14 protein-coding genes are annotated in these 23,747 nt (G+C 54.7%); 7 read left to right on the forward strand and 7 right to left on the reverse strand.

Going from position 1 to position 23,747, the window contains the following annotated elements:
* Window positions 1-7: 7 nt before the first annotated feature.
* Entirely contained in the window at window positions 8-5,230 is a 5,223-nt protein-coding gene (locus K239x_RS24500) for an amino acid adenylation domain-containing protein (RefSeq protein WP_419189351.1), read from the reverse strand.
* Between the two features lie 279 nt (window positions 5,231-5,509).
* A complete protein-coding gene (pncA, locus tag K239x_RS24505) occupies window positions 5,510-6,121 on the reverse strand; it encodes a bifunctional nicotinamidase/pyrazinamidase (RefSeq protein WP_145420955.1) in 612 nt (203 codons plus the stop codon).
* Between the two features lie 141 nt (window positions 6,122-6,262).
* On the opposite strand from pncA, the gene K239x_RS24510 reads away from it, so the two are divergent.
* A complete protein-coding gene (locus K239x_RS24510) occupies window positions 6,263-8,035 on the forward strand; it encodes a DUF885 domain-containing protein (protein WP_419189352.1) in 1,773 nt (590 codons plus the stop codon).
* Window positions 8,036-8,071: 36 nt separating this feature from the next.
* Here the strand turns inward: K239x_RS24510 and K239x_RS24515 are convergent, their stop codons facing one another.
* From K239x_RS24515 to K239x_RS24525, 3 genes are all read right to left on the reverse strand, one after another.
* Complete coding sequence (locus K239x_RS24515; protein WP_145420957.1) at window positions 8,072-9,544, reverse strand: nicotinate phosphoribosyltransferase; 1,473 nt, start codon at window positions 9,542-9,544, stop codon at window positions 8,072-8,074.
* 68 nt (window positions 9,545-9,612) lie between these two features.
* Window positions 9,613-9,984, reverse strand: a complete 372-nt coding sequence (locus K239x_RS24520; RefSeq protein ID WP_145420958.1) for a DUF971 domain-containing protein — start codon at window positions 9,982-9,984, stop codon at window positions 9,613-9,615.
* A 5-nt stretch (window positions 9,985-9,989) separates the two neighbouring features.
* Complete coding sequence (locus K239x_RS24525) at window positions 9,990-11,282, reverse strand: phenylacetate--CoA ligase family protein (RefSeq protein ID WP_419189353.1); 1,293 nt, start codon at window positions 11,280-11,282, stop codon at window positions 9,990-9,992.
* Between the two features lie 86 nt (window positions 11,283-11,368).
* Between K239x_RS24525 and ruvX the strand changes: the two genes are divergently transcribed.
* Together ruvX and K239x_RS24535 are read left to right on the forward strand one after the other, a co-directional pair.
* The gene (gene ruvX / locus K239x_RS24530; protein WP_145420959.1) at window positions 11,369-11,923 is read left to right on the forward strand and encodes a Holliday junction resolvase RuvX; all 555 of its coding nucleotides are present in this window, start codon (window positions 11,369-11,371) and stop codon (window positions 11,921-11,923) included.
* Window positions 11,924-12,056: 133 nt separating this feature from the next.
* A complete protein-coding gene (locus K239x_RS24535; RefSeq protein WP_419189354.1) occupies window positions 12,057-13,577 on the forward strand; it encodes a sulfatase in 1,521 nt (506 codons plus the stop codon).
* Window positions 13,578-13,599: 22 nt separating this feature from the next.
* Here K239x_RS24535 and K239x_RS24540 read toward each other — a convergent pair whose 3' ends face one another.
* Together K239x_RS24540 and K239x_RS24545 are read right to left on the reverse strand one after the other, a co-directional pair.
* Window positions 13,600-15,069 carry a DUF7133 domain-containing protein gene (locus tag K239x_RS24540; RefSeq protein ID WP_145420961.1) on the reverse strand — a complete coding sequence of 490 codons (1,470 nt, stop codon included), beginning with the start codon at window positions 15,067-15,069 and terminating at the stop codon, window positions 13,600-13,602.
* A gap of 131 nt (window positions 15,070-15,200) precedes the next feature.
* A complete protein-coding gene (locus tag K239x_RS24545; RefSeq protein WP_145420962.1) occupies window positions 15,201-18,941 on the reverse strand; it encodes a 3-keto-alpha-glucoside-1,2-lyase-like domain-containing protein in 3,741 nt (1,246 codons plus the stop codon).
* Window positions 18,942-19,025: 84 nt separating this feature from the next.
* Here K239x_RS24545 and K239x_RS24550 point away from each other — a divergent pair, with 84 nt between their 5' ends.
* Genes K239x_RS24550 through K239x_RS24565 form a run of 4 tightly spaced genes read left to right on the forward strand, consistent with a single transcriptional unit; the run spans window position 19,026 to window position 23,707 of the window.
* The gene (locus tag K239x_RS24550; protein WP_419189355.1) at window positions 19,026-20,024 is read left to right on the forward strand and encodes a DUF6807 domain-containing protein; all 999 of its coding nucleotides are present in this window, start codon (window positions 19,026-19,028) and stop codon (window positions 20,022-20,024) included.
* Between the two features lie 4 nt (window positions 20,025-20,028).
* Window positions 20,029-21,093, forward strand: coding sequence for a dipeptidase (locus K239x_RS24555; RefSeq protein ID WP_145420964.1), 1,065 nt, complete (start codon window positions 20,029-20,031; stop codon window positions 21,091-21,093).
* Window positions 21,093-22,178, forward strand: coding sequence for a D-TA family PLP-dependent enzyme (locus K239x_RS24560; RefSeq protein WP_145420965.1), 1,086 nt, complete (start codon window positions 21,093-21,095; stop codon window positions 22,176-22,178). The genes K239x_RS24555 and K239x_RS24560 overlap by 1 nt, the downstream gene beginning before the upstream one ends.
* Window positions 22,179-22,210: 32 nt before the next feature.
* Window positions 22,211-23,707 (forward strand): sulfatase family protein, encoded by a 1,497-nt coding sequence (locus tag K239x_RS24565; RefSeq protein ID WP_145420966.1) that lies wholly within the window; start codon window positions 22,211-22,213, stop codon window positions 23,705-23,707.
* Window positions 23,708-23,747 lie beyond the last annotated feature (40 nt).

Genomic DNA, 23,747 nt, shown 5'->3' on the forward strand with positions numbered 1-23,747 from the left:
GGAAGGTCTAAACATCATCGGAACCAAGTTTTCGTCCAAGGATCCGGAGAGCCTCTTCGTCTGAGAGCGTTTCGATCTGATCCAGCAATTCGTTAAATTCGTTTGGTTGCTGTAATGATTGTCGTTGGACGATCAGTTCGGACAGGGAAGCAATTGTAGGACGCTGATAGACTTCGCGAAGCGGCAGATCCATCTTAAACCGTTCACGCAAACGGGCAAACAACTGTGCAGCGAGCAACGAATTTCCACCCATGTGAAAAAAGTTGTCGTTGCGACCGACTTTCTCGCAGCTCAGCACGTCGCACCAAACCTCCGCCAAACTCGATTCAAGCGGCGTTTTAGGAGCGTCTGACTCCAGGTTAGTCTGCCATTTAGGGGAGTCGAATGATAACGCTGCGTAGTTTGTTTTTCCGGCCGGACTGCGCGGCATAGAGTGAACAAATGTCACCACCGGAATCATGTAAGCAGGTAGATAAATTGCTACAAACGATTCCAACGCTTCAGCCGAAATCAGTTCGTCACCTAGCTGGCAAAACGCGATCAGTCTGGGATTAGCAACGTTGGACTGATCCAAAACGACGGCAGCTCGCTCGACACTGCGATGCCGCTGCAGCACCGATTCGATCTCGTCCAGCTCAATGCGAAAACCACGAAGCTTGACTTGGCGGTCATTGCGAGCGAGGAAATCAAGCTGACCGTCCTCACGTAGACGCGCGACATCGCCGGTGCGATAGAGTCGTTGACCATCGACCCAAACAAATTTTTCCGACGTCAGATCGTCTCGGTTGAGATACCCACGGGCAAGACCGAGCCCGCCGATGCACAGTTCACCCATGACACCGATCGGAGTCTGACGCATCTGATCGTCGACAACGATCAGTTGCGTGTTCGCTATCGGGTGACCAATGGTGATATCGTTTGCATCGTCGATCAACTGCACCGCGGACCATACCGTCGTCTCCGTCGGGCCGTAGACGTTCCAGAGAACGCATCCCAGCTCCAACAGTTCAGCGGCAATGTCCGGCGTGAGGGCCTCGCCGCCACTAAGAACGACCAGACCCTGACGAGGTTTCCAATCGGACGACAACAGCATTCGAACCGTCGACGGTGTGGCTTGGACATGAGACACACCGGACGACTGGATTGTTTCGATCACCGCATCGGGATCGCTTGCAACGGTGCAGGCCGTGATCCGACTGGTCGCACCACACCACAGCGGCAAGAACAATTCCAGCACCGAAATATCAAACGACAAAGTTGTCAGAGCCAACATCGAATTGGCGTCAGTGAAATCGAGTTCGCTTGCAAACGATGCCAACAAGTTCGCGACGCTGCGATGTTCGATCGCAACGCCTTTGGGTTTGCCGCTCGAACCGGACGTGTAAATCGCGTAGGCCAAGCCATCCGAACGGAGCGCTGGTAACGAATCGCCGTTGTCGCCGGCCGATTCCTGCAGCTTGCTGAACGTTTCACTGTCGATGATCAGCGAAAGATTTGCGTCATCGACCATGTCATTAAGTCGCGATTCGGGTAGTTCATCGCTTAGCGGCACGTACCCGCCGCCTGCTTTCCAAACGCTCAAAATCGCGACCGTCATCGCCCGCCCACGTGGCAAACGTATTCCGACCAAAGAGTCGATCGTAACGCCTGAATCTCTTAGCCCCTGCGCAATCACGTTGCTCTGCGATTCCAAATCGCCGTAACTTAGCGAACACTCGTCGTCTTGAATCGCGATCGCGGACGGTTTCGTCGTGGCAAAATGCTCCAGTCGGTTCAACAAACATTCGTTGGCGGCGTCCATTGCTGGGCCTTGGCTTGCCTGACGCAATGTCGAACGTTCGTCCGCCGCTGGTAGCTCTAACTGCGCGATTTCCAACGCGGTGTCATCACTTTCAAGACAACTGGCGGCCTGACCAAGTACTTCTGCCAGCGACGCGAGGATTCGGGCCGCAGTCGCGTGATCACAGTGTTCACCGTTGATCAACGAGACCTCGAATCCTTGGTCAACAGGGTGAACGATCAATGACAAATCGTATGCCGTCACCGCCGAATAGTCTGGCGTGACCGACAACACCTTTGCTTGCCCCAACGATTCGATCGTCTGAAGTGATGGCTGATACAAGAACATTGTCTGCGCCAGCGGCATGCGATCCGCAGACCGATCGTGGCTGATCGTTTCGACAACACGTTGAAACGGGACGTCGGCGTGTTCCAAATCAGCCAGCAAATGATCGCGTGTATTGGCAAGGGCGGCGACGAGGGTTTGCTGCGGATCAATTTGAGCACGGTAGACAATCGGATTGACATAACACCCAACCACTTGCTCCAGATCGACCACCGCACGATTCGACGATGGAATCAAAATCCCAAAATCCTTCTCGCCACAGTACCGGCTCAGTACCGTCTGGAACGCCGTCAAGAAAACCATGGACGGCGTCACACCCTGCTTCGCTGCTGCCTGTTGAATTCGCTTGGCATGCTGGCCAGTGATGGCGATGTTGGCATGCCGGACAGGCGCATCTAATTCAGCGCAAGCGGTTGTCATATCACAAGGAAGCTGGATCACCGGAGGCACATCCCCCAGACGCTCTTGCCAGTAGCCCAGCGAATCTTCGATCTGGGAAGCATGTTCCTCGCCCCCATCCCAGCTTGCAAAGTCGACGTACCGCAGCGAAGAAGCCTGGGCATCCTGTTCTTCATTCGCCAATATTCGGTGCAAATCATCTAACAAAACCGCCACACTGCCCGCATCACAAATCGCATGGTGAAAGACGAGATCGATTCGATCATCGCCGTTCGCCGATGTCGTCACCGCCACCCTCATCAAGGGAGCTTGCGATAAATCAAACGGAGCGTTGCTAAACGATTCACGCATGGCCGCGTTATCGGCCTCAAGCGATTGCAGACCAAACGTCGTCTCGTTCGCAATGACTTGTTTAGGACCTTGTGTTGATTCCACCAGCGAGGTGCGAAGAGCCGCATGACGCTGAACCAGAACATTCAAGGCGCGTTGCAATTCGGTTCGATCGATCGAACCACTTAACTGCACGGACACTGGCACATTTAAAAATGCGTCTGTCTGCTCCAATCGACTGAGCAGCCAAATTCGCTGCTGCGCAGCCGACAGCGGATGCAATTGATCGTCGGCGATTTCTGATGGAGAAATCTTGGTCGATGAAGCGTGATCGCTATCCTGCACCAAACGCGAAAATCCTTTCAGCGTGGGATGATGAAAAATTGCATGCAGCGGCAAATCGATTCCAAAGGTTTCATTGACCGTGGTGATCATCTGTGAAACCAGCAACGAACTACCACCAAGCGAGAAGAAGTCGTCGCTTCGACCAACCGACGCGACCCCCAATTGGTGCAGCCAAAGCTGTGCGACCTGCTTCTCAACGGGGGTCTCCGGAGATTCAAAAGGTTGATCATCGGACTCGCTGGACTGACCGCTTTGCCAACGCAGCAATTCTTGCAAATCACCGGCCAAAAACGCTTGCTGGACGTCGCGACGCCGCAGTTTCCCACTGGAGGTTTTCGGCAAGGAACCCGACCGGACCAGCACGACAGCGTGCGGAGTGACTTGCAAGTTTTCGACGAGGGCAGAGACCGCTTCACGCAGCACCACTTCACGATCAAACCGCTTTGGACGGGTAATTTCTTGCACCACGACCAACTGTTCGCCCTCGTTGGTTTCCACCCCAAACGCTGTTCCGCTTCCCGATTTGAACGCCGGCGAAGTCGATTGCACGACCTCCTCGACGTCATGCGGATAGAGGTTCTTTCCAGCAACGATTATCAATTCTTTTCGTCGGCCGGTGACAAAAAGTTCGCCATCAATCATCACGCCCAAATCACCCGTTCGCAGGTAGTCGTCGTGCTGTCCGCCGATGACCCCAACGTTGAAGGACTCCGCCGTACGCTCCGGCTCTCTCCAATACCCATCCGCCAGGGAATCGCCGCGCACCCAGATTTCGCCAATCGCTCCTGGTTTGGCCAGTTGCCGAGAATCGGGATCAACGATCGCTACTTCGATACCCAACACCGGGTCACCGGAACTGACCAGCGTTAGCGTTTCACCGACCTTTTCGGTTTCGACAATACCGTTTTGCAACTGCAACGTATCGACATCGACTTTTTTGAAAGGCTGCCCGACTTGAGACCCCGAAACAATCAAAGTGGTTTCAGCTAGTCCGTAGGAGGGACAAAATGCAGCGGGGTCAAAACCGAACGGTGCGAATTTTTCGCAGAACCGTTTCAAAGTCGAGTGGCGCACGGGTTCAGCGCCGGCAATCGCGACTTTCCAAGAACTCAGATCGAGGCCTTCGCAATCCGCCTCCTTGATCTTACGAATGCAAAGTTCGTATCCAAAATTGGGCGCCCCATTGCTGGTACCGCGATAGTGATCGATGCATCGCAACCACAGCAGCGGATCGCGAACAAAATCGGTCGGCGACAACAACACCGTTTCAACACCGGTGTAGACCGGAACTAAAATGCCGCCGACCAGCCCCATGTCGTGATAGGGCGGAACCCATTGCACACACCGAACGTTGGGAAAATGAAACTGATGCAACAGCGCTTTTAAGTTGGCCAAAATCGAGCGATGCCGGAGCACGACGCCTTGTGGATTACCGGTCGAACCTGACGTGTATTGCAAAATCGCCACGTCATCGGCCGCCGGCATTTCTTCTTTCCACTGACCAGCTTGGTCAACCGAGACTTCATCGACAGCGATTGCGGCGCTGTCGTCCAATCCCCAGATCGGCCCAAGCGAATCGCCAATCGTGGCTCGGCTGCTAAGCATCAGTTTGGCGCCAGCGTTGGCAATGATGGCTTGCAGACGCGACAACGTGTGCTGCAGTCGTAGCATTTGCGGTGGATAAACCGGCACCGCGATTGCCCCCGCGTACATGCAGCCATACAAAGCCGCTGCGTAATCGATCCCCGGATCCAGCACGATCAGTACTGGCTGTCCAGAACCTCCGCGCGACTGAATCTCCGCTGCGATGGATCGAGCCTTCAAATCGAGGTCGGCAAAGCTGTACCGATGGTGTTCCCCGGGACCACCTTGAATATGCGTAAAAACTGGCTGGCTGGACTGGGAACCTGCCGCATAGAATCGCCCATGATGCACAATCGTGGGCAAATCGTCAGGCACCGACGCGTAGACTCTTTGGCGAGCCGCCCGGGAAGTGTCGAGCGTCAGAGGGGCTGGCGAGGATTGGTCCACAACGGCTTGGGGGTGAATGGTGTTTGCTGGGCAGGTTGCATCTTGGGCCGTCGGATAACCGGTACCCAATTCAGACCAACCCTTCCGATGCTAAATCAAATCCCGTCAGGCTCCAGATTGCGGATTGCCTGATCAGACCAAGTAGCCGTTTTTTTGTCGACGACTAGGGTACCGTGCCCCGAATAATCGTTACATTCCGATTGGACCTCGCCGTCGTTAATCTTGCTGTCGCCAATCTCGTCGTCGACATTCAACGGGTGCGTTGTCGTGGCGATCGCCTCAAATCAACGCGTCAGGCAACAGTTCGGCTCCCGCGCGTTTCATATCCGCGATCGCCTGCTGAACATCCCCCGGCTGCAAATCGACACCACGACATCCTTGCAGGACCACTCGCACAAGGTAACCAAGCTCGATCGCGTCGAACACTGTGAACTTCACGCAGTAGTCCGTCGCCAGACCCATGATCGACAATTCCATGACCCCCTTGGATTGCAGAAGGGCGTGCAAACCGGTCGCCTTTTTGTGTCCATTGTCAAAAAAACCGCTGTAGCTATCGACCGTGGGATCGGTACCTTTCGGAACCACGTGACTAATTGCATCACGTCGAAGTTCGGCGCTCAGTTGGGCTCCAGCGGTACCTTGCACACAGTGGTCGGGCCAAGCGACTTGCGGCAATCCATGGAGATCAAACGTATCGCCCACCGTTACACCTGGATGTTGGCTAGCGAAACTTCCGTGGTCCGCTGGGTGAAAGTCTTGCGTAGCGACCACCAAGTCAAACAAATTCATGATTCGATTCGCGACGGGAATCACGGCATCTCCCTCTTTCACGGCGAGGGCACCGCCCGGCAAGAAATCGTTTTGCAAATCAATCAGCAACAACGCATGCATCGAATTTTCTCCATGGGAAACTTGAATACCAGTTTGACACGCGTTTGAGCGGGCACGTTCGCCGTTGACCGACATTGCGGTATTCTAGCCGACATCTGATTCAAACGACTTTGGATTACTCAGACTCAAGGGACCCCAAACTTGACTCCTTATTCGCTTATCCGAACAGTCCTCTGCACAGCCATCTGCCTACAGGCTTCGCTGACTTTCGCTCAAAAACCGGATGCCCCGGCAAGCCAACTCAAATCACTACTTGATCGTGTGTGGGAATACGAAATCCAGCAGTCACCGCTTCTGGCGACCAACATCGGCGACGAGCGTTTTCAAGATCGATTGGCCGATGTCAGCCTGACGGCCCTCAAAAACCGAACCGCCAAGCGACGCGATTTCCTGCGGGAATTGAATGCCATTGAACTCGACGCTCTCAGCGACTTGGCTCAAGTCGACCACGTATTGCTGCAGCGACGACTGGAACAACAGATCGCTGACTTCGATTTTAAAAACCATTTGATGCCGATCAGCAAACGCGATGGTTTTCACATTGAGTTTCCGGAACTACCGCGGTTGATGAATCCAAAGACACCGGCGGATTTTGACAACTACATCGCACGCCTCGACGATTTTGGTCGCTTCACTGACCAGCAGATCGAATTGCTTCGCGGCGGAATACAGGCTGGCTTGACGCAGCCGTCGGTCATCATGCGTGAGAGTGTTCAACAGGCCGAGGCTCATATCGTGGACGATCCGCGGCAATCGCTGTTGCTTTCGGGAATTTCCGATGACGCCAAGAACAAACTTGACGACGAAACTTGGTCCGCCATCGAAGAAAGAATCATTGCGTCGATTCAGACAACCGTTATCCCTGCGTTTCAACGTTTCAAGTCGTTCTTGGAAAGCGAATACCTACCTGCCTGCCGCGGCCCAATCGGCGCGGCCGCCATGCCAGGAGGACGCGAGTTTTATCGGGACCGAATTCGCAAGTTTACGACGTTGGATTTTACGCCCGAGCAGTTACACGAAACCGGGATTCGCGAAAACGCACGCATTCGCAAAGAGATGAATGCCATTCGCAGCAAAGTGGGTTTCGACGGCGAACTGCCCGCCTTTTTGCAACATCTACGCACCGACCCAAAGTTTTATCCCAAGAGTGCTGACGAACTGATGAAAGCGGCGGCGCTGATATTGAAAACCGCCGACGGACGTCTTCCTGACATGTTTGGCCGACTGCCGCGAACACCCTACGGGTTGCGAGAAATTCCAGCTCATGTCGCGCCGCAAACCACGTCGGCGTACTACTGGCCACCTTCGACTGACGGCAAACGTGCTGGGATGTATTACCTCAACACCTACAACCTGTCCTCGCGACCACTGTACCAACTGGAATCGCTCTCGCTGCACGAAGCCGTGCCTGGACACCATCTGCAATTGGCACTGCAGGCGGAACTGACAAATCTGCATCCGATCTCACGAGAGAGCAGTATCACCGCGTTTATCGAAGGCTGGGCTCTCTATAGCGAACGTCTTGGGCTGGAGATGGGCTTCTTCACCGATCCCTACCAGGACTTTGGTCGGCTAAGCATGGAAGCCTGGCGTGCGAGTCGCCTGGTTGTCGACACCGGCATTCACTACCTCGGATGGACACGTCAGCAAGCGATCGACTACATGACCGAAAACACCGCACTAAGTCCACACAACATTGTCGCCGAAGTCGATCGCTACATTGGTTGGCCGGGACAAGCACTGGCGTACAAAGTCGGCGAACTGGAAATATCAAGCATTCGCCGCGACGCAGAAACGGAGCTTGGCGAGAAATTCGACCTGCGGACGTTCCACGACAAAGTGCTGGAGGTCGGAGCGATCCCCATCCCACTTCTGAAAAAACGAATCAGCCGATGGGTCGCTTCGGTCGAGTAAGTGTGATCGAGCTGAGCTGAACTTAATGGAATCGCTCTATCCTCGTGCTGCCTTGATCATCGCCCGCTTTTGCTTTGCCAGTCGAATTTCAAGGCCCGTTGGATAGACCGCGTTGTTCGTAATCGAACGCACATCCGCTGGCAATTCGCCGCGCTGCTGCTTGGCGTAGTCACGGATCTGCGACAGCTTTGGCAACTCAGCAACTTGATCGCCACCGCGAAGCACTTCGACCAACAGATCGCGGCTATGCGTGACGCCCAACAGTTCGACAAAACGATCGGGCAGTGCTAACGATTCCGAACAAGGGGTTTTCGGCGCTCCGATCAGTTCACAATAGATCGTATCGCCCATCATTTCGTTTTCGGTCACAGCGTCGCGTGCATAGTAGCGACGGACTTGCTGGATTCCCGGTGTCGAGGTCTTGATCACCTGTTCGGACAATTTGACTTTGGGTTGCCAATTGCCTTCATCATCAGCAATGGCAGCTAGTTTGTAGACGCCCCCTAGCGCCGGCTGATCTCGGGCCGTCACCAGATTCGTGCCGACGCCCCAAACGGCAATCTTGGCGCCATTGGTTTTCAACTTAAAAATCGCATACTCGTCCAGATCATTGCTGGCGACAATGGATGCGTCGGGAAATCCGGCTTCATCCAACAGCTTGCGTGCCGCGATGCTGAGCTGGGCCAAATCTCCCGAATCAAGTCGAACGCCGACCATTTCGTGTCCCGTATTTCGCAACCGTTTGCCGATTTCGATCGCGGACTTCACGCCTTCGATCGTGTCATACGTGTCAACCAAAAACACACAGTTATTTGGCATCGCGTCGGCGTAAGCATCAAACGCTTCGATCTCGCCATCAAACGACATGACCCAACTGTGTGCATGCGTGCCTTTGACCGGAATCCCAAAGATCTTGCCTGCCAGAACATTGCTGGTTGCTACACATCCGCCAATGTAGGCGGCACGAGAGGCCGACAATGCTCCATCAATCCCCTGGGCTCGGCGCAAACCAAACTCTAAAACCGAATCGCCTCTCGCGGCGTCGCAAACTCGCGCCGCCTTGGTCGCGATCAGCGTTTGAAAGTTGACGATATTCAACAGAGCCGTTTCGATCCACTGGCATTGCCACAGCGGCCCCGTGACCCGAATCAGCGGCTGATGAGCAAACACAACCGTGCCTTCGGGGACCGCGTCGATGTCAACACTTAATCGCAGTCCCTGCAACGTCGCCAAAAACTCACTGCTAAACAGCGACTGACCGTCATTGCCTTGAAGAGTTGCCAAATACTCCACATCGTCTTGGGATACTTCAAACGACCGCAGCCATTCCACTGCCGTTTGCAAACCCGCCGCGATCGCATACTGACCACCGAACGGGCACTGCCGAAAGAACAAGTGAAAAACGGACCTGCGGTTGTGCATCCCGTTTTGCCAGTACCCATACCCCATCGTCAACTGATAGAGGTCGGTTAGCAGCGACAGCGATGTGCCGTAGGTTTGATCGATCATGTTAGAAAATTCGTGTCGTTGCGTTCAGGACCGTTTAAATCTTGAGAGTCTTGGACGCCGGCGAAGGTTCATTCCGATTCCGAAATCTCATTTTCGTGCAGCAGCACAAACGGAAAGATACCTGAGTTATGACCATCGCTAAACGCAATGTTGTAGGCGTAGGATCCGACCGGCCGCATCGATTCGATTCGCAGCGGCTTGGCTTCGGCAGCGCTCAAGATCGGCAACAGCATCGGTCCGGTTGCGTCTTCCTTGGCCTCGTCATTGCCACGTTTCTTTTCGCGGCAAGTCGCACACGGACAGGCTTTCCGGAGTCGCGCGGCTGTCCACTGAGTTTCCGTTCCGTCACTCCAATCAATCACGATGATCGAATCACCTTCGCGTTTGATGTCGGTCGGCGTCACATCGGTTTCGGTACGTTTAGGATCAGGTGTGTTCATAGGGTTCATTCGCTTCGACGATCAACTAACCGACGGGCTTTGGCTTGAAATTGTGGCAGTGTGCCAGTTTCTACATTCTGGACCGCCACACGCAGGGCAAGCCGGTCGCGGAGCAGATCGGACAGTCGTTTGGAATCAGCGATGCTGAGTTCGGCTTCGACCGCCAACTGATCCATTTCGTCTTCGCGCGTCGCAATGATCCGAAACTCCGCCGTCGCATCGACCTCGCGCACAATCGCTTCAATACTACTAGGGAACACATTCACGCCGCGGATCACCATCATGTCATCGGCACGTCCTAACACGCCGCCGCGAAGCCACAAAAAATTGCAGTCGCTGGCATTGCTGCGATCCGCCTGCACGATGTCACCGGTGCGGTAGCGAATCGCCGGACCGCCGAAACGGCCCAGGTTGGTCAGCACCAACTCCGCCGTTTCGCCTTCAGCAACAGACTGTCCACTGGGGTGATCGTCGTCAAAATGAAGGAGTTCGGCGATAAATTCAGATTCGATCACGTGCATGCCGCGTCCATCGTCGCTGCCAAATCCCCAAGCCCCCAACTCACTGGCGCCGCTGTGATCAATGACTTTCGCGCCCCAACCTTCTTCAATTCGTTTCCTGACGATCGGCATGGATCCACCGGGTTCGCCAGCCACGATAATTCGTGTCACTTTGGTGGCAGCCAAATCGATTTTGTTTTCCCGCGCGACCGAAACAAGGTGCAACGCGTAGGTTGGTGTACAGCAAACGATCGTGCATTCGTTGTCGACGATCATCTGCAAACGGGCTTCGCTAGACATCCCACCACCAGGAACGACCATCGCACCCCGTTGGACTAGAGCGTCATTGGCAGTCCAAAACCCAATGAAGGGACCGAACGAGAACGCCATCATCGCGACGTCGTTGCTGGTTACGTTGGCAGCATCAAGAACAAACTGCCAACAGTGCAAAAACCAATTCCAATCCTGCGGTGTGTCATACACAGGCATGGGCCATCCGCTGGTCCCACTGGTTTGATGCATCCGCGTGTACCGATCACGTGGCAAACCAAAAATTCGCCCCGGCAGCCCACGATGGGCGGGAATCATGTCCGTTTTTGTCAAAATCGGCAGCGTTGTGATCTGGTCCAAGCTCGTCAGCGGCAATGACACGTCCGCTAAACGATCTGCGTAGAAAGCCTGCTTTTCGGCGACTCTCAGCAATTCGTTCAGCTTGCGCAACTGCAACGCTTGCAGCTCATCGCGCGAAAGCCCGCAAAGTTTGCGGCGTTCGATTTGTTCAGCTTCGTTGAAGTTCAACACAGTTCATTCGTGAAGGTTGGTTGGCGACCACAGGTTACCGCAACCTTACTTTCTTCGCGACATCGTTGTGGTATCCTCCCAACATGAGCGAATCTGATAACCCCGCACGGCCTGACGGGACTGCCGAACCCGACCGTCCCGTTGAACCCGATTTTCCTGCCGAAGGTCGCCTGGCAGCCATCGATTTTGGCACCGTCAGAATCGGGATCGCGATCTGTGACCCCGACCGCATTCTGGCGAGCCCGCTGGAAGTGCACCCGGCATCTCACTGGAAAGAAGACGGCGAGTATTTTCGTTCGCTGATCAAAGAAGAACGCATTGCGGCATTCGTTGTCGGCCTCCCGATTCACTGCGACGGGGGCGAAAGCCAAAAGAGTCGCGAGTGCCGCGAATTTGCACGTTGGTTGGCCGAGCAGACGGGTGCACCAGTGCGCATGTTCGACGAGCGATTCACAACCAACGCGGCCAAACAGCGAATGGCCGGCGCTGGCCTGAGCCGCAAAGGCAAAAAGAAACGCGTCGATGCGATCGCGGCTTTGGTGTTGCTGGAATCCTTCATGGAATCTTGTCGCTACCACGGCGAACTGGTCGGCCAAAGCATTTACGACAAACCCCAGGGCGGTGATTCGCTGGAGTGAATGGCAATCAGTCTCACTGCGAATCAGGCTCATTGCGAATCGCTTCACTGATCGCTTGCATTTCCTTTTGAATTGCAATGCGAGATTGGCTGCCAGACAGTCGTTTGCTTCCTCCTACCGATGGCACAATGCGATGAATCATCCCACGAAACAACTTAGTGGCTTCTGCTCATTTGCGCTGCGTGCAGTATTTGTTGCAGCAACGATTACCGGCGTGATCCGAACAACGAATGCGGCAGACAAACCCACCGCAGTCGACAAGCCGAACGTTTTGTTCATTTCGATCGACGACTTGAACGATTGGCTGGGATGCTACGGTGGACATCCTCAAGTAAAGACGCCGCACATTGACGCTTTGGCAAAACGTGGTGTGTTGTTTTCTAACGCGCATTGCCAAGCACCGATTTGCAACCCGTCTCGCGTTAGTATGCTGCTGGGACAACGACCGTCCACGACCGGCATGTATTTCTTGGGGCCCCGGTTTCGCACCGTCGAGCCGACGAAGAAAGCCGAAACAATTTTTCAAACGTTTCGCAAACACGGCTACTTCACGTCCACGAAGGGCAAGATTTTTCATGGCAATGCCGACCCGGCATCGTTTGACCACATCGAACGAACGACAGGTTGGCGACGTGGTGCCAGCAAAATTCACTACACGCTTAAGGGTTCGCATCCGCTTTGGGACTGGGGCCAAGTCGACGTACCCGATGAAGATCAACGCGACTACCATACCGCGGACTGGGCCGTCAAAGAGCTGCCAAAATTGGCCGCCAGCGATCAACCATTTTTCTTGTCCGTCGGATTCTTTTTGCCTCATGTGCCGATTTACGCGTCAAAAAAATGGTTTGACCTGTATCCGTTGGACAGCGTGCAGCTCCCAGAAACAACTTCGGGTGACCGCGATGATTTGCCGGAAATCGCCAAACAACTCACTGACAATCCCACCGCACCACGCCATCAATGGATGGTCGAAAACGACCAATCCAAACATGCCGTCCGCGCTTACTTGGCTGCCAACAGCTTTGTCGATTCGCTGGTCGGCCGAATCATCGCCGCGCTCGATGCAAGTGGTGAAGCAGACAACACCGTCGTGGTGCTCTGGAGTGACCATGGATTCCACCTGGGCGAAAAACAACGCTGGGCTAAGCGAACTCTGTGGGAAGAAACCACTCGAGTACCGCTAATCGTATCCGGCCCCGGTGTCAGCGAAGGTACGCAGTGCAAACGTCCGGTTGAGCTGCTGGATTTGTACCCAACACTCCTGGATCTATGTGACTTGCCGCAGCGAGATGAACTGGAAGGCGTCAGTTTACGACCGCTGCTGCAGAACCCCGCCGCGAAATGGGAACGCCCCGCACTGTGCACATTTGGCCCCAACAACCATAGCCTTCGCGGCGACCGATTTCGATACACAATCTACGCCGATGGCAGCCAAGAACTCTACGACCATCAAAACGATCCCAATGAATGGTCCAATCTGGTTGCCCCGGATGGGACAGCTTCGCCAGAGCACCGTGCCGTGGTGAACGACATGAAACAGTGGCTTCCGCTCAAGAACGTCGCTCCTGTACCGGGCAGCGCCGGATCGGACTCGCCCTTGTATGGTGAAGGCGGCAACATTTCGCTTGGCGAAGCAATGCAGAAAGCAAAGTAAGCCGCGCGGCATGACGAGGTCGTTACTTCGTCGGAATGTAATTCAACGTGTAGTACGCTTCTTTGTGAAGCAACGGCGCTCCCTCGCTGGACCGGACTCCGTCGCTATGCAATTCGTGGACATGGCCGACCTGCAATCCATCGACAAACAGACGCACGCTCTTGCCGTCCGCTCCGGCGACCGCTTTCGTGATCGTTGGTGTCGTGTGATCGACCTCCGGGCTGCCGTACGATTCTTGGTAGATGTACGTGTAGGTGGACAGCTTGTACGACTCCAAATTCGTGACACTCTCTTGATCGACGCTCTGCGTAAATGTCAGTTCAAACCCGTCCGGCTTGGCACGCATTTCGTGAACCTCAAACGGCATCTTTCCGGTCCAGTCGACGCGTTCGACAGCGAAAGGCCGGCGTCCGCGTGATCCCCAACCGCGATTGGTTCCGCCGACAAACATTTTGCCGTTGGGAGTGATTTCCAACGCCAAGGATCCACTGTCGAACCCTTCCAAGAAAGGGAAACAGGCTCCCTGATAATGGCCATCAACCTGTTCTAAGTAGCATCGCATCACGGTGCTGTAAGATTGGTCAGTGACGAACATTTGTTTCCTAAAAGGCCCGAATTCTCCGTCCGTGGTGTCACAAGCAACGCCAGCTGCCGACTTGCCCATTTTGTTGTACGGAAACAAAATCGCGGGCGGTTCATACGAAGGCAGCCGTTTGGCTTCGGTCATGATGCGGCTCCCGCTGTTGGGTTCGTCCGGCTTCTTGCCCATTGCGGATTCTGCCAATTTGTACCACTCGAATCCACCGGGATGTCCCATCGATTTGCCAGGCACCAAGTGTTTCAACGAACACGTTCCGTTCCACGGCCCTTGATTGTCCGTGTAGAACATGTCGCCCTGATCATTCGCAGCAATACCGCCTGGCGATCGCACCCCACTGCAAGTCGGAATCATTTTTCCGTCCGGCGTGACGCGCACGCACCAGCCACGGAAAGGAACCTTGCTGGAGAATGATCCGGTCAAGCACAGGACTACCCATGTATCACCGTTCTTGTCGAATTTCGATCCAAACGCATACTCGTGGTAGTCGCCTGAGATTCCCCAGTCGCCGTTGACGACTTCAAAGTCATCGGCGACACCATCGTCATCGGTATCGCGCATCCGCGTGACGTCACTGCGCTGTGTGGTGTAGAGCCAACCATCTCGTTGATCCAACGTCAGCGTCTCGTGCAACCCATGGGCAAAACGCTGAAACTGTGACGCGCTGACCGACTTGGAGAACGGATCGTTGACCATCCAAATCTCGCCACGACGCGAACAGACCGCCAGCTTACCGTTGGGCATCATCTGAAAACCACTGGCTTCCAAAACGACGTCCTTGGGCGTCTCGAACGTGGTGATCGGATAGTAGTCCGCTTCGATCGGTAAATCTTGAGCCACGGACGGCACCGCAAACGAAGCGGCGAGCAGAAGGGATCGAAAAAGATGATTCATTGCGTTGTAAAATGGTGTTGAAATGGTTTCAATCTGCTGAGAGAACACTCGTGTCCTGTACGCGGTCTGTCGCATCGACGGCCCCGAGCAAATCAGATCCGTACGAATCAGATCTGTGCGAATCGGGTCCGTTACCAAACGATGCTTTGCGCGATCGTCGTTGCACCGTCGATCGGAACGATGACCTCCATCGTCCCATCGACATTGCGCAGGATGGGTTCGCCGCTCACTCGCATGACCGTGCCGTCACCTAGTGCAAAGGCCCCGTCATCGGACCGTGTAATCGATTTGCCAATCGCAGCGCGAAAATATACACGCCCCTCCACCTTGGTCCCTGTCGGCACATACTTGATCTGACGATCCAGGCTAGCGACGGGATCTCCCGGTTTGGGGATAGGCTTGTCCTCGACGCTCGCCAGCGGGCTGGTAAAACGAAACGTCGGGCGTCCCACGGAATCCAACCGATAGCCCTTGAATCGAAACCCGCGTTCTTTCGGTGTTTCGCTAGGCCAGGGAGTACGCGGGCTCTCCAAAACGGCAAACGGCGACGATGACTCCCACTTCATGGTACCTCCGCCTAGAGGAACCTGATTGCCTTGTCCTCGGCCATTCCAGTGTTTCGACGCATCGATAAACCGATCCTGCCAGAGCAAAGCCAATGACATCGTATCGGCGTCCCAACACAAATTGACTTTTTCGGGATAGCCAACTGCGATGCCGCGCGGCGAAACGCCCTCGATAAAGTTGCGATAAATGATAGGTCGATCAACCGGCTTCAGTTCGGCCATTCCGCCCACGATGCCTTCGGGGACACCGCCCTTGGCTCCTTTCTCCAAAAAGGCCCACATCGCCGAAAGCTGCTTGGACGGGTCGCCTCCGTAAATATTCGTGACCGTGCTTTTGCCTTCCGGAAACCCCGTTGGCATCCGCGTTCCAGGGCGGTATTTCTGCGGGTCTGGCAAATACCGATGAAACCAGTCTTCGCGGATTCGCTGTGTCATCGTGTCCAACGCGATCGCCTGAATCCCTGACGATTTGAAGTCACCATACGTGTGGCAACTGACGCAAGCCAAGCCTTTCGCGCCCACCATTTGTCGCCCTAAAGCAACCTGCCTCTTGGCCGGGTCGTCAACTTTATCGATCGTCGCTTCCGTCTTCTGATCCAGTTTGGCAAACACGTCCGCCAAGTGGCCTGCGTTGGCTTTGCCAAATTTGGGCATGAACGTTTTCATGTACGGTCGACTTTTATCGCCATTGCTGACGACCTGATTGATCCAATCGCTACGGAGTTTATCTCCAACTCCATTGAGCGGCGGTGGCAGACGACCTTCGTCACCCATCTCGGGAATCGTACTTTCAAACAAAACGTTTCGATCTGACTCAGCACCGCCGATACCGTCGCGAACATGGCATGCGTAGCAGTTCAGTGACTTCATCGTGTGATTCAACGTGGTTGCAGATTCCGCTTTGGGCAGTTCCGCGTTGATCGCCGCAATGACAGCCGATGCCTGAATACTGGTCAAATCAAACTGGGGTGCATTCGCTGTTCCGTCGCCAAGACAACCTTGCAGTGAATCACATGCGGCCAACTTGGGTGGGGAAATGGCCGACTTAATTCGCCGCCCGTCAATCGTTTTGGAGTGGCACGCTGCGCAGCCCAGTTCAGAAAAAAGCTGTTGTCCTCGCGCGGCTTTCTGCCCATCAAAGACAAAACCATCACTTTGCTCGTTGCTAATGGCTGGCAGATCTTCGGGCAGCGGCGAATCGGCATTCAACACAATGAACCTGTCGATCGGACGCATCTGAGCCCCCGGACCAGACCAATCCAGAGTGAGCGATTTCTGGCCACCGCCGTCAAAGTAATCAACGCGAATTTCGTGAACGCCCGCCGCCAGTTGCACCTTGCCGTCCTTCTCTTCATGCGGATGAATGCCGTCGTTGTCGATGACTTGTTTATCGTCGATGTACAAACGGGCTCCGTCATCGGCTCCCAGTCTAAACCGATAGACGCCTGTTTTTTGGATGGGCAGAAACCCTCGAAAGCTGAGAATGAACTTGGTATTGCGGCCAGCCGAAGCCAAGTTGAGTCCCTTTGACTCTCCCTCTTGGCTCGGTTTCAACTGGCTCAGGTCAGGCAATTGCGAAACCGTTTTCAAATAAGCCTTGAATCGCAAGTTCGGCTGTTTGGGCATTTCACGATCGCGTGTCCCGGCCGAAGTCGATGAATCATCGGTCAAATACTGAGCCACGTGCAGCCAATTGTTTTTGCCCAAATCCAGCTGCGGCATCCGACCCGATGGACGAACGGCGAGCGGGTCTTTCAAAAACGCTTCAAGACTAGTGCGCGTGTACTTTTTCTCGATGCCGGTCAAAGGAACCGACGTCGCTCGGTTCGCCTTTCGGTCATTGCGAGGCAAATGGCAAGCAACGCAACCGGACTGATGAAAGAGATCTTCGCCTTTGGAAGCGTCTCCCAATTTTTCGTCGACGACAACGAGGTCTTCCCCCACCAAAAAGTGCGTCAGCGCTTCGGCGGTTTCAGCTCGCTGCTCTTTGCTCATCGAAGCCAACACATCGGGCATGGTCGTTCCCGGTTTGGTGTCGTGCGGCTGCGAAATAAACTCCAACATCCATTCAGGACGCACGCGAGCTCCAACGTCATCTAAGTTAGGAGCCTGCTTGGGCTGTACAAAATCGACTAACGCGTCGTCGCCGGCATGGCAAGCGACACAGTTCAGTTCGCCAATCAACAGTCGGCCACCCTCGATCATGTCGACCCCACCGGCATGGAATCGCTCAAATCCTGGCACGATCGGTCGGCGCGCTTCGGCCACCAGATCTCTCTCCCGTACCCAGATATTGCGATAGCGCACCGGGTTTCCGTGGTTTTGCAAAAAGATCGGCCCTGCGTCTGGACCTTCCTTGTTCGGTGCTGCGCGAGTGATGTGAGGCAACGCGACATCTCGCTGAACCACCACGCCGTTGAGCTTGACGGTGATGGCTGCGTTGGCGATTTTCTTTCCATCGGCACCGTATCGAGCCGCGGTGAAATCGACGTCGTACGTTTGCCAAACCAGTGGAGGCAAGCACATGTTTAAATCGGGAGCACGAATCGTATAGATACCACCGGTTTCGTCCATCTTGCCGTCCAATCCGAACGAATCGAGAATCTGGGTTTCAAAACGGCCTTGGTGGTAGACGCCACTGTTGCCGCGAGCCTGACCTCTGGCCGCTGGCATAAATGGTGTTCGAAATTCCAGGTGCAGTGAATAGTCACCGAATGTGTCACGGCTTGTTGCACCTTCTTGCAACAGGCCATCGCCCGTGATCTTGGCACCTTTTTTCCAGTGCTTTTCCAAGCTGTCCCGTGTGCCATCAAAAAGCACGACAGCGCCGCTGGGTGGTTGGGCACCCAGAGTAGGGCTCTTTCGCTCGACGCGATCAAAGTTCGATAACAACGCTTCGACTGCATCGGCATCGACTTCGATTACTTTCTTGTCTTTACCATTCCAGCCTGCCCCAGGAAGCCCATCGGTGTAGGTGACGACTTGAAATTCGCCGTCGCCCAACGCGACCACCTGCAAACCCCGCGTCGAATCCACGTACTCGCCTTGCAGTTCAAAATCCGGATTGTCACTGGCCTTTTCAAGTGTCTCAAAAACCTGGCCCGAGCAGAGTGATAGGCAAAACAGAACGTTCAGAGCGAGCAAAAGAAAACGCATGCGATCAAGTCGATGGTGGTAAGGTTTCAGTTCAAGCCAGACAGTATGATCCAAGTCCCTTTCACTTGCACGGTGCTTGATTCCAATATTCGTGCCTTGCATTCGCACTCTGGATTCGTGCTCTGGATTGGTGCTCTGTGAACGGGGCATCAGCCGGATCCAATTTAGCTACAATGACAGCCCACCTTTCTTTTGCTCTGATCCGAGACCCTCCAAAGAATGAACCGCCAACGAATGAGCCGCCAATTGCCCCGCGCCATCGAATTGCTTGCCTGCCTTGCGATCGTCGCCTGCCTGCCCCAGCCATCGACTGCCCAAACAACAGCCGTCCAGACGCCCACCGTCAAACTGACGCCCGCTGATGGCAAAGTCGTGGTGACTGTCGGTGACAAACCGTTCACTGAATACATTTACTCAGGACACGCCAAACCGATTTTCTATCCCGTCATCGGGCCTCGTAACATCGCAATGACGCGCAGTTATCCGATGATAAAAGACATCGACAACGAAGCCAGTGACCACCCGCATCACAAATCGCTTTGGTACACCCACGACGATGTAAACGGCGTCAAGTTTTGGATTGAGTACGACAAAGAAAACAACGCCGTGTATGGAAAGATCGTGCAGACCAAGAGTGAGATTGACGGCAACACGCTAAAAACCGAGAACGAATGGAGATCAAACGCAGGCGAACCGGTATGCAGTGATTCGCGCGAGATCAAATTCGGCGCAGACGAGACGTCACGCTACATCGACTTTGCGATCACTCTACGCGCAACCCATGGCGACGCCGTTTTCGGTGACACCAAAGAAGGATCCATGGGAATCCGCACCAACCCGTTGTTGCGATTGGACGCCGATAAAAAACGAGGCACTCACACTGCCAAAGGCCAATCCATCAACAGCGAAGGCGACGAAGGCAAAGCGATGTGGGGCAAACGCGCGAAGTGGGTCGACTACTGGGCACCGATCCAAGGAAGCAATGTTGGCATCGCGATCATGGATCACCCTAGCAACCCGCGTCATCCGACATGGTGGCATGCAAGACAGTACGGACTGGTTGCAGCGAACCCGTTCGGCATCCACGACTTCGAAGGAAAGCCTGCCGGCACTGGCGACCTGACGATCAAGGATGGTGAAAGCGTGACGTTCCGCTACCGATTTGTATTCCACGAAGGCGACGTGACCGAAGCGGATATTGACAGCCGTTTCATAACGTTCGGGGACAATTAGTCGAATGTTTGTTTTCGACGCACACTTGGACCTCAGCCTGAATGCCCTGGAATACAACCGTGATTTGAGGCAAGACATTGCCCACATTCGCGGTTCTGAAGCAGGCATGAATGACCTTGCTGGTCGCGGTGCGGGGACGGTTTGTTTTCCCGAGATGCGAAAGGCCGGCATAGGCCTTTGCGTGGCGACTCAGTTGGCCGGCTGCATGAAGCCGGCCGCCCCGGTCGGCGCATGGAATTCGCCAGCGCAAGCTTGGGCCATGACGCAGGGCCAATTGGCTTGGTATCACGCGATGGAGCAAGACGGTCAGCTCCGTCAAATCACGGATGTGGACGGGCTCAAGGAACATCTAAGCAATTGGGAACGTGATGCCCAAAATTGTCCGATCGGCTTCATCCTTTCGCTCGAAGGCGCCGATTCGATTCGCACGCTTTCAGATCTAGAGGCATCGCATGCACAAGGTCTGCGGGCACTTGGGCCGGCTCACTACGGCATTGGCCGTTATGCTCTTGGGCACGACTGTGACGGACCATTGTCAGCCACAGGACGCGAGCTAATTGCGGAGATGGATCGACTGGACCTGATACTCGATGCGACGCACCTTTGCGAACAGACGTTTTGGCAAGTAATGGACTTGTACAAAGGTCCCATTTGGGCTAGCCATCACAATTGCCGCACCATCGTCGACGACCCTCGCCAGCTTACTGATCAGCAAATCAAAGCGTTGGCCGATCGTGGCGGCGTGATGGGTGTCGCGTTGGATGTTTGGATGGTGGCTCCGAATTGGGTTCGACTGGAATCAACTCATCCGCACCCGGGTGCTACCTTGGAAGGATTGGCGGATCATGTCGACCACATTTGCCAGTTGATTGGCACGGTGAAGCACATCGGGATCGGCACTGATTTAGATGGCGGGTTCGGCACCGAACAGACGCCGGGCGATTTGGATACGATCGCCGACATTCAAAAACTGTTCGGGATCTTAAGTAAGCGAGGCTACAGCGACGACGATCTGGAATCGATCGCGAGCAAGAATTTCATTGACTTTATTGTGAAAGCTTGGAGCTAATGTCGATAGATTTTTTTCAAATCTCAAATCCCGACAAGATCGATTCTCCCGCGCTGATTGTGGATGCCGAACGAGTACAAAGCAACATCAACAAGATGATTGCGATTGTCGACGGTGGCACCAGCCGATTACGCCCGCACGTCAAGACACACAAGATGGCGGACGTTGTCGCGATGCAGGTCGATTTGGGCATCACGAAGTACAAAACAGCGACACTAGCGGAAGCCGAAATGGTCGCCAGCGCGGGCGGCAACGAAGTGCTAATCGCTCATCAACTGGTAGGCCCCAAGATCGCTCGACTAAGGAAACTGGTTCAGCAATACAGCACCGTTCGGTTCGCGACCATCGTTGACAATCTTTCGACCGCCCGTCAGTTGTCCGATGAATTCTCGCAGTGTGACTCGGAACTGTCCGTTTACATTGACGTCGACTGCGGTATGACCCGCTCCGGAATCCCACTGGGATCGCAGTGTGAAGAACTGATTCAGAAAATCGACTTCTTGGATGCCATTCAGTTTGCAGGGCTGCACGTTTATGACGGCCATTTGCATCAGCCGTCATTGGAACTGCGGCGAAGGGCAGCGTGCCAAATCATCGACCAAGTCCGCGAATTCACAAAACTCTATCCCAACTGCGATGTGGTTGGCGGTGGATCGCCGACGTTTTCGACTTGGGCGACCGAGACGCAGTGGACTTGCAGTCCTGGCACGCCTGTTTTTTGGGATGTCGGTTATGGCAGTGCGTATCCAGACTTGGATTTTGACATCGCAGCCGCAATCCTGACACGAGTCATCAGCAAACCAGGGAACGACCTGCTTTGTTTTGACGTCGGCTACAAGGCAGTCAGTTCGGAGATGCCTCTTGAGCGCCGCGTCGTGTTTCCCGAAATCGCTGATGCCACGCTTGTCAGCCATAGCGAAGAACACCTTGTCATTCAAACCAAGCACACGGCGAGCGTTGGCGACGCTTTTCTGGCTTTTCCACAACACATCTGTCCGACCGTCGCCGATCATGCTGCCGCACACATCGTTCGGTGGGGAAACGTCACCGATGAAATTTGGCCCGTGACGGCAAGAGACCGGTAGGCTTTCACAAACGACTTATTGCAGAAATCTCAATGAAATACTTTTGCTTGTTCCTGTCTGCCGTCTTCGCTACATCAGCAACCGCAGCCGACGAAAGGCCGAACGTGATCGTGGTCTTGGCCGACGACCTTGGCATTGGAGACATCAGCCCGACCAATCCAGCGTGCAAGATCAAGACTCCCCACTTGCAACAAATGGCCGACCAAGGCTTGACGTTCACTGACGCGCATACGCCCAGCAGTGTCTGTACGCCAACTCGCTACGGACTACTTACCGGCCGATACAACTGGCGATCACGACTGGCCAAAGGTGTGCTGAGCGGAACGAGCAAGCACTTGATCCCCAGCGAACGGCCGACTGTTGGTCACTTGATGAAAACGGCTGGCTATCACACTGCGATGATCGGCAAATGGCACTTGGGCTGGGATTGGCACAAAGACAACCAAGGCAAAATCGATTTCACCAAGCCAGTCAAGAACGGCCCGAACATCAACGGATTCGACAGCTACTACGCCCACTGTGGATCCTTGGACATGCCGCCCTACGTGTGGGTCGACACCGGCAACGTGACCGCGCAACCTGACCGCACCGAAGGCGTCACCAAAAAACAGGATCCCTACGGCTGGTATCGCAAAGGGCCCATTGGCAGCGATTTCAAGATTGACGAAGTGCTACCACACTTATTCGGCAAATCAATCGCCCATGTCCAATCGCGAACCGGTTCCGACGCCCAAGGAAAGCCGTTCTTTCTGTACCTAGCGTTACCCGCGCCGCACACTCCGATCGTTCCCGTACCGCCATTCAAAGACGCCAGTGGCATCAATGCCTATGCGGACTTTGTCATGCAAGTGGATCATCACATGGGAGAGCTGCTTGCTGCCCTGAAACAGGCCGGCATCGACGACAACACTCTGGTCCTTTTCACCAGTGACAATGGCTGCTCACCCGAAGGCAATTTTCAAATACTGAAGCAACACGGCCACGACCCCAGTGCTGGCTACCGTGGACACAAAGCAGACATTTTTGAAGGCGGCCATCGCGTGCCGTTAATCGCTCGCTGGCCTAGCACAATCAAAGGCGGACGCACGACCGATGCCATGGCATGCCTGACCGATGTGTATGCGACTCTGCAGGATTTGACCGAACAACCACTAGCGGCAACCGGCGGCGAAGATGGCTACAGCTTGGCCGGGGTTTTCAAGGGCCAGAATTCGTCTGGTCGCGAATCGCTGGTCAGCCACAGCATTGGCGGGTCATTCGCAATCCGCCAAGGTTCCTGGAAACTTTGCGTTTGCGCGGGAAGTGGCGGATGGAGTTCGCCGAAAGAATCCGTGGCAAAGAAACGCGGCATGCCTTCGATGCAACTGTACGACTTGGCCAACGACAAAGCGGAACAGAACAACGTCGCGAGCGCGAACCCTGACAAGGTAAGACAACTTCTGAAACTGCTGGACGATCAAGTCACCCAAGGACGTAGTACACCCGGCGAATCCGTTGCCAACGATCGCGAAGTTTCTTTTCTGCCGTAATTAGACTGCCCTTCATCGCTCCCCCACGCCCCCTCCCTCC

The organism is Stieleria marina (assembly GCA_007741555.1).
Taxonomy (GTDB): domain Bacteria; phylum Planctomycetota; class Planctomycetia; order Pirellulales; family Pirellulaceae; genus K23-9.

Coding starts and splice junctions, on each gene's coding strand:
- K239x_RS24515 (WP_145420957.1), bottom strand. CDS start 9,544: ATGATCGATCAAACCTACGGCACATCGCTGTCGCTGCTAACCGACCTC.
- K239x_RS24520 (WP_145420958.1), bottom strand. CDS start 9,984: ATGAACACACCTGATCCTAAACGTACCGAAACCGATGTGACGCCGACC.
- K239x_RS24540 (WP_145420961.1), bottom strand. CDS start 15,069: ATGAATCATCTTTTTCGATCCCTTCTGCTCGCCGCTTCGTTTGCGGTG.
- K239x_RS24535 (WP_419189354.1), top strand. CDS start 12,057: ATGAATCATCCCACGAAACAACTTAGTGGCTTCTGCTCATTTGCGCTG.
- K239x_RS24550 (WP_419189355.1), top strand. CDS start 19,026: ATGAGCCGCCAATTGCCCCGCGCCATCGAATTGCTTGCCTGCCTTGCG.
- K239x_RS24565 (WP_145420966.1), top strand. CDS start 22,211: ATGAAATACTTTTGCTTGTTCCTGTCTGCCGTCTTCGCTACATCAGCA.
- K239x_RS24560 (WP_145420965.1), top strand. CDS start 21,093: ATGTCGATAGATTTTTTTCAAATCTCAAATCCCGACAAGATCGATTCT.
- pncA (WP_145420955.1), bottom strand. CDS start 6,121: ATGCATGCGTTGTTGCTGATTGATTTGCAAAACGATTTCTTGCCGGGC.
- K239x_RS24555 (WP_145420964.1), top strand. CDS start 20,029: ATGTTTGTTTTCGACGCACACTTGGACCTCAGCCTGAATGCCCTGGAA.
- ruvX (WP_145420959.1), top strand. CDS start 11,369: ATGAGCGAATCTGATAACCCCGCACGGCCTGACGGGACTGCCGAACCC.
- K239x_RS24545 (WP_145420962.1), bottom strand. CDS start 18,941: ATGCCCCGTTCACAGAGCACCAATCCAGAGCACGAATCCAGAGTGCGA.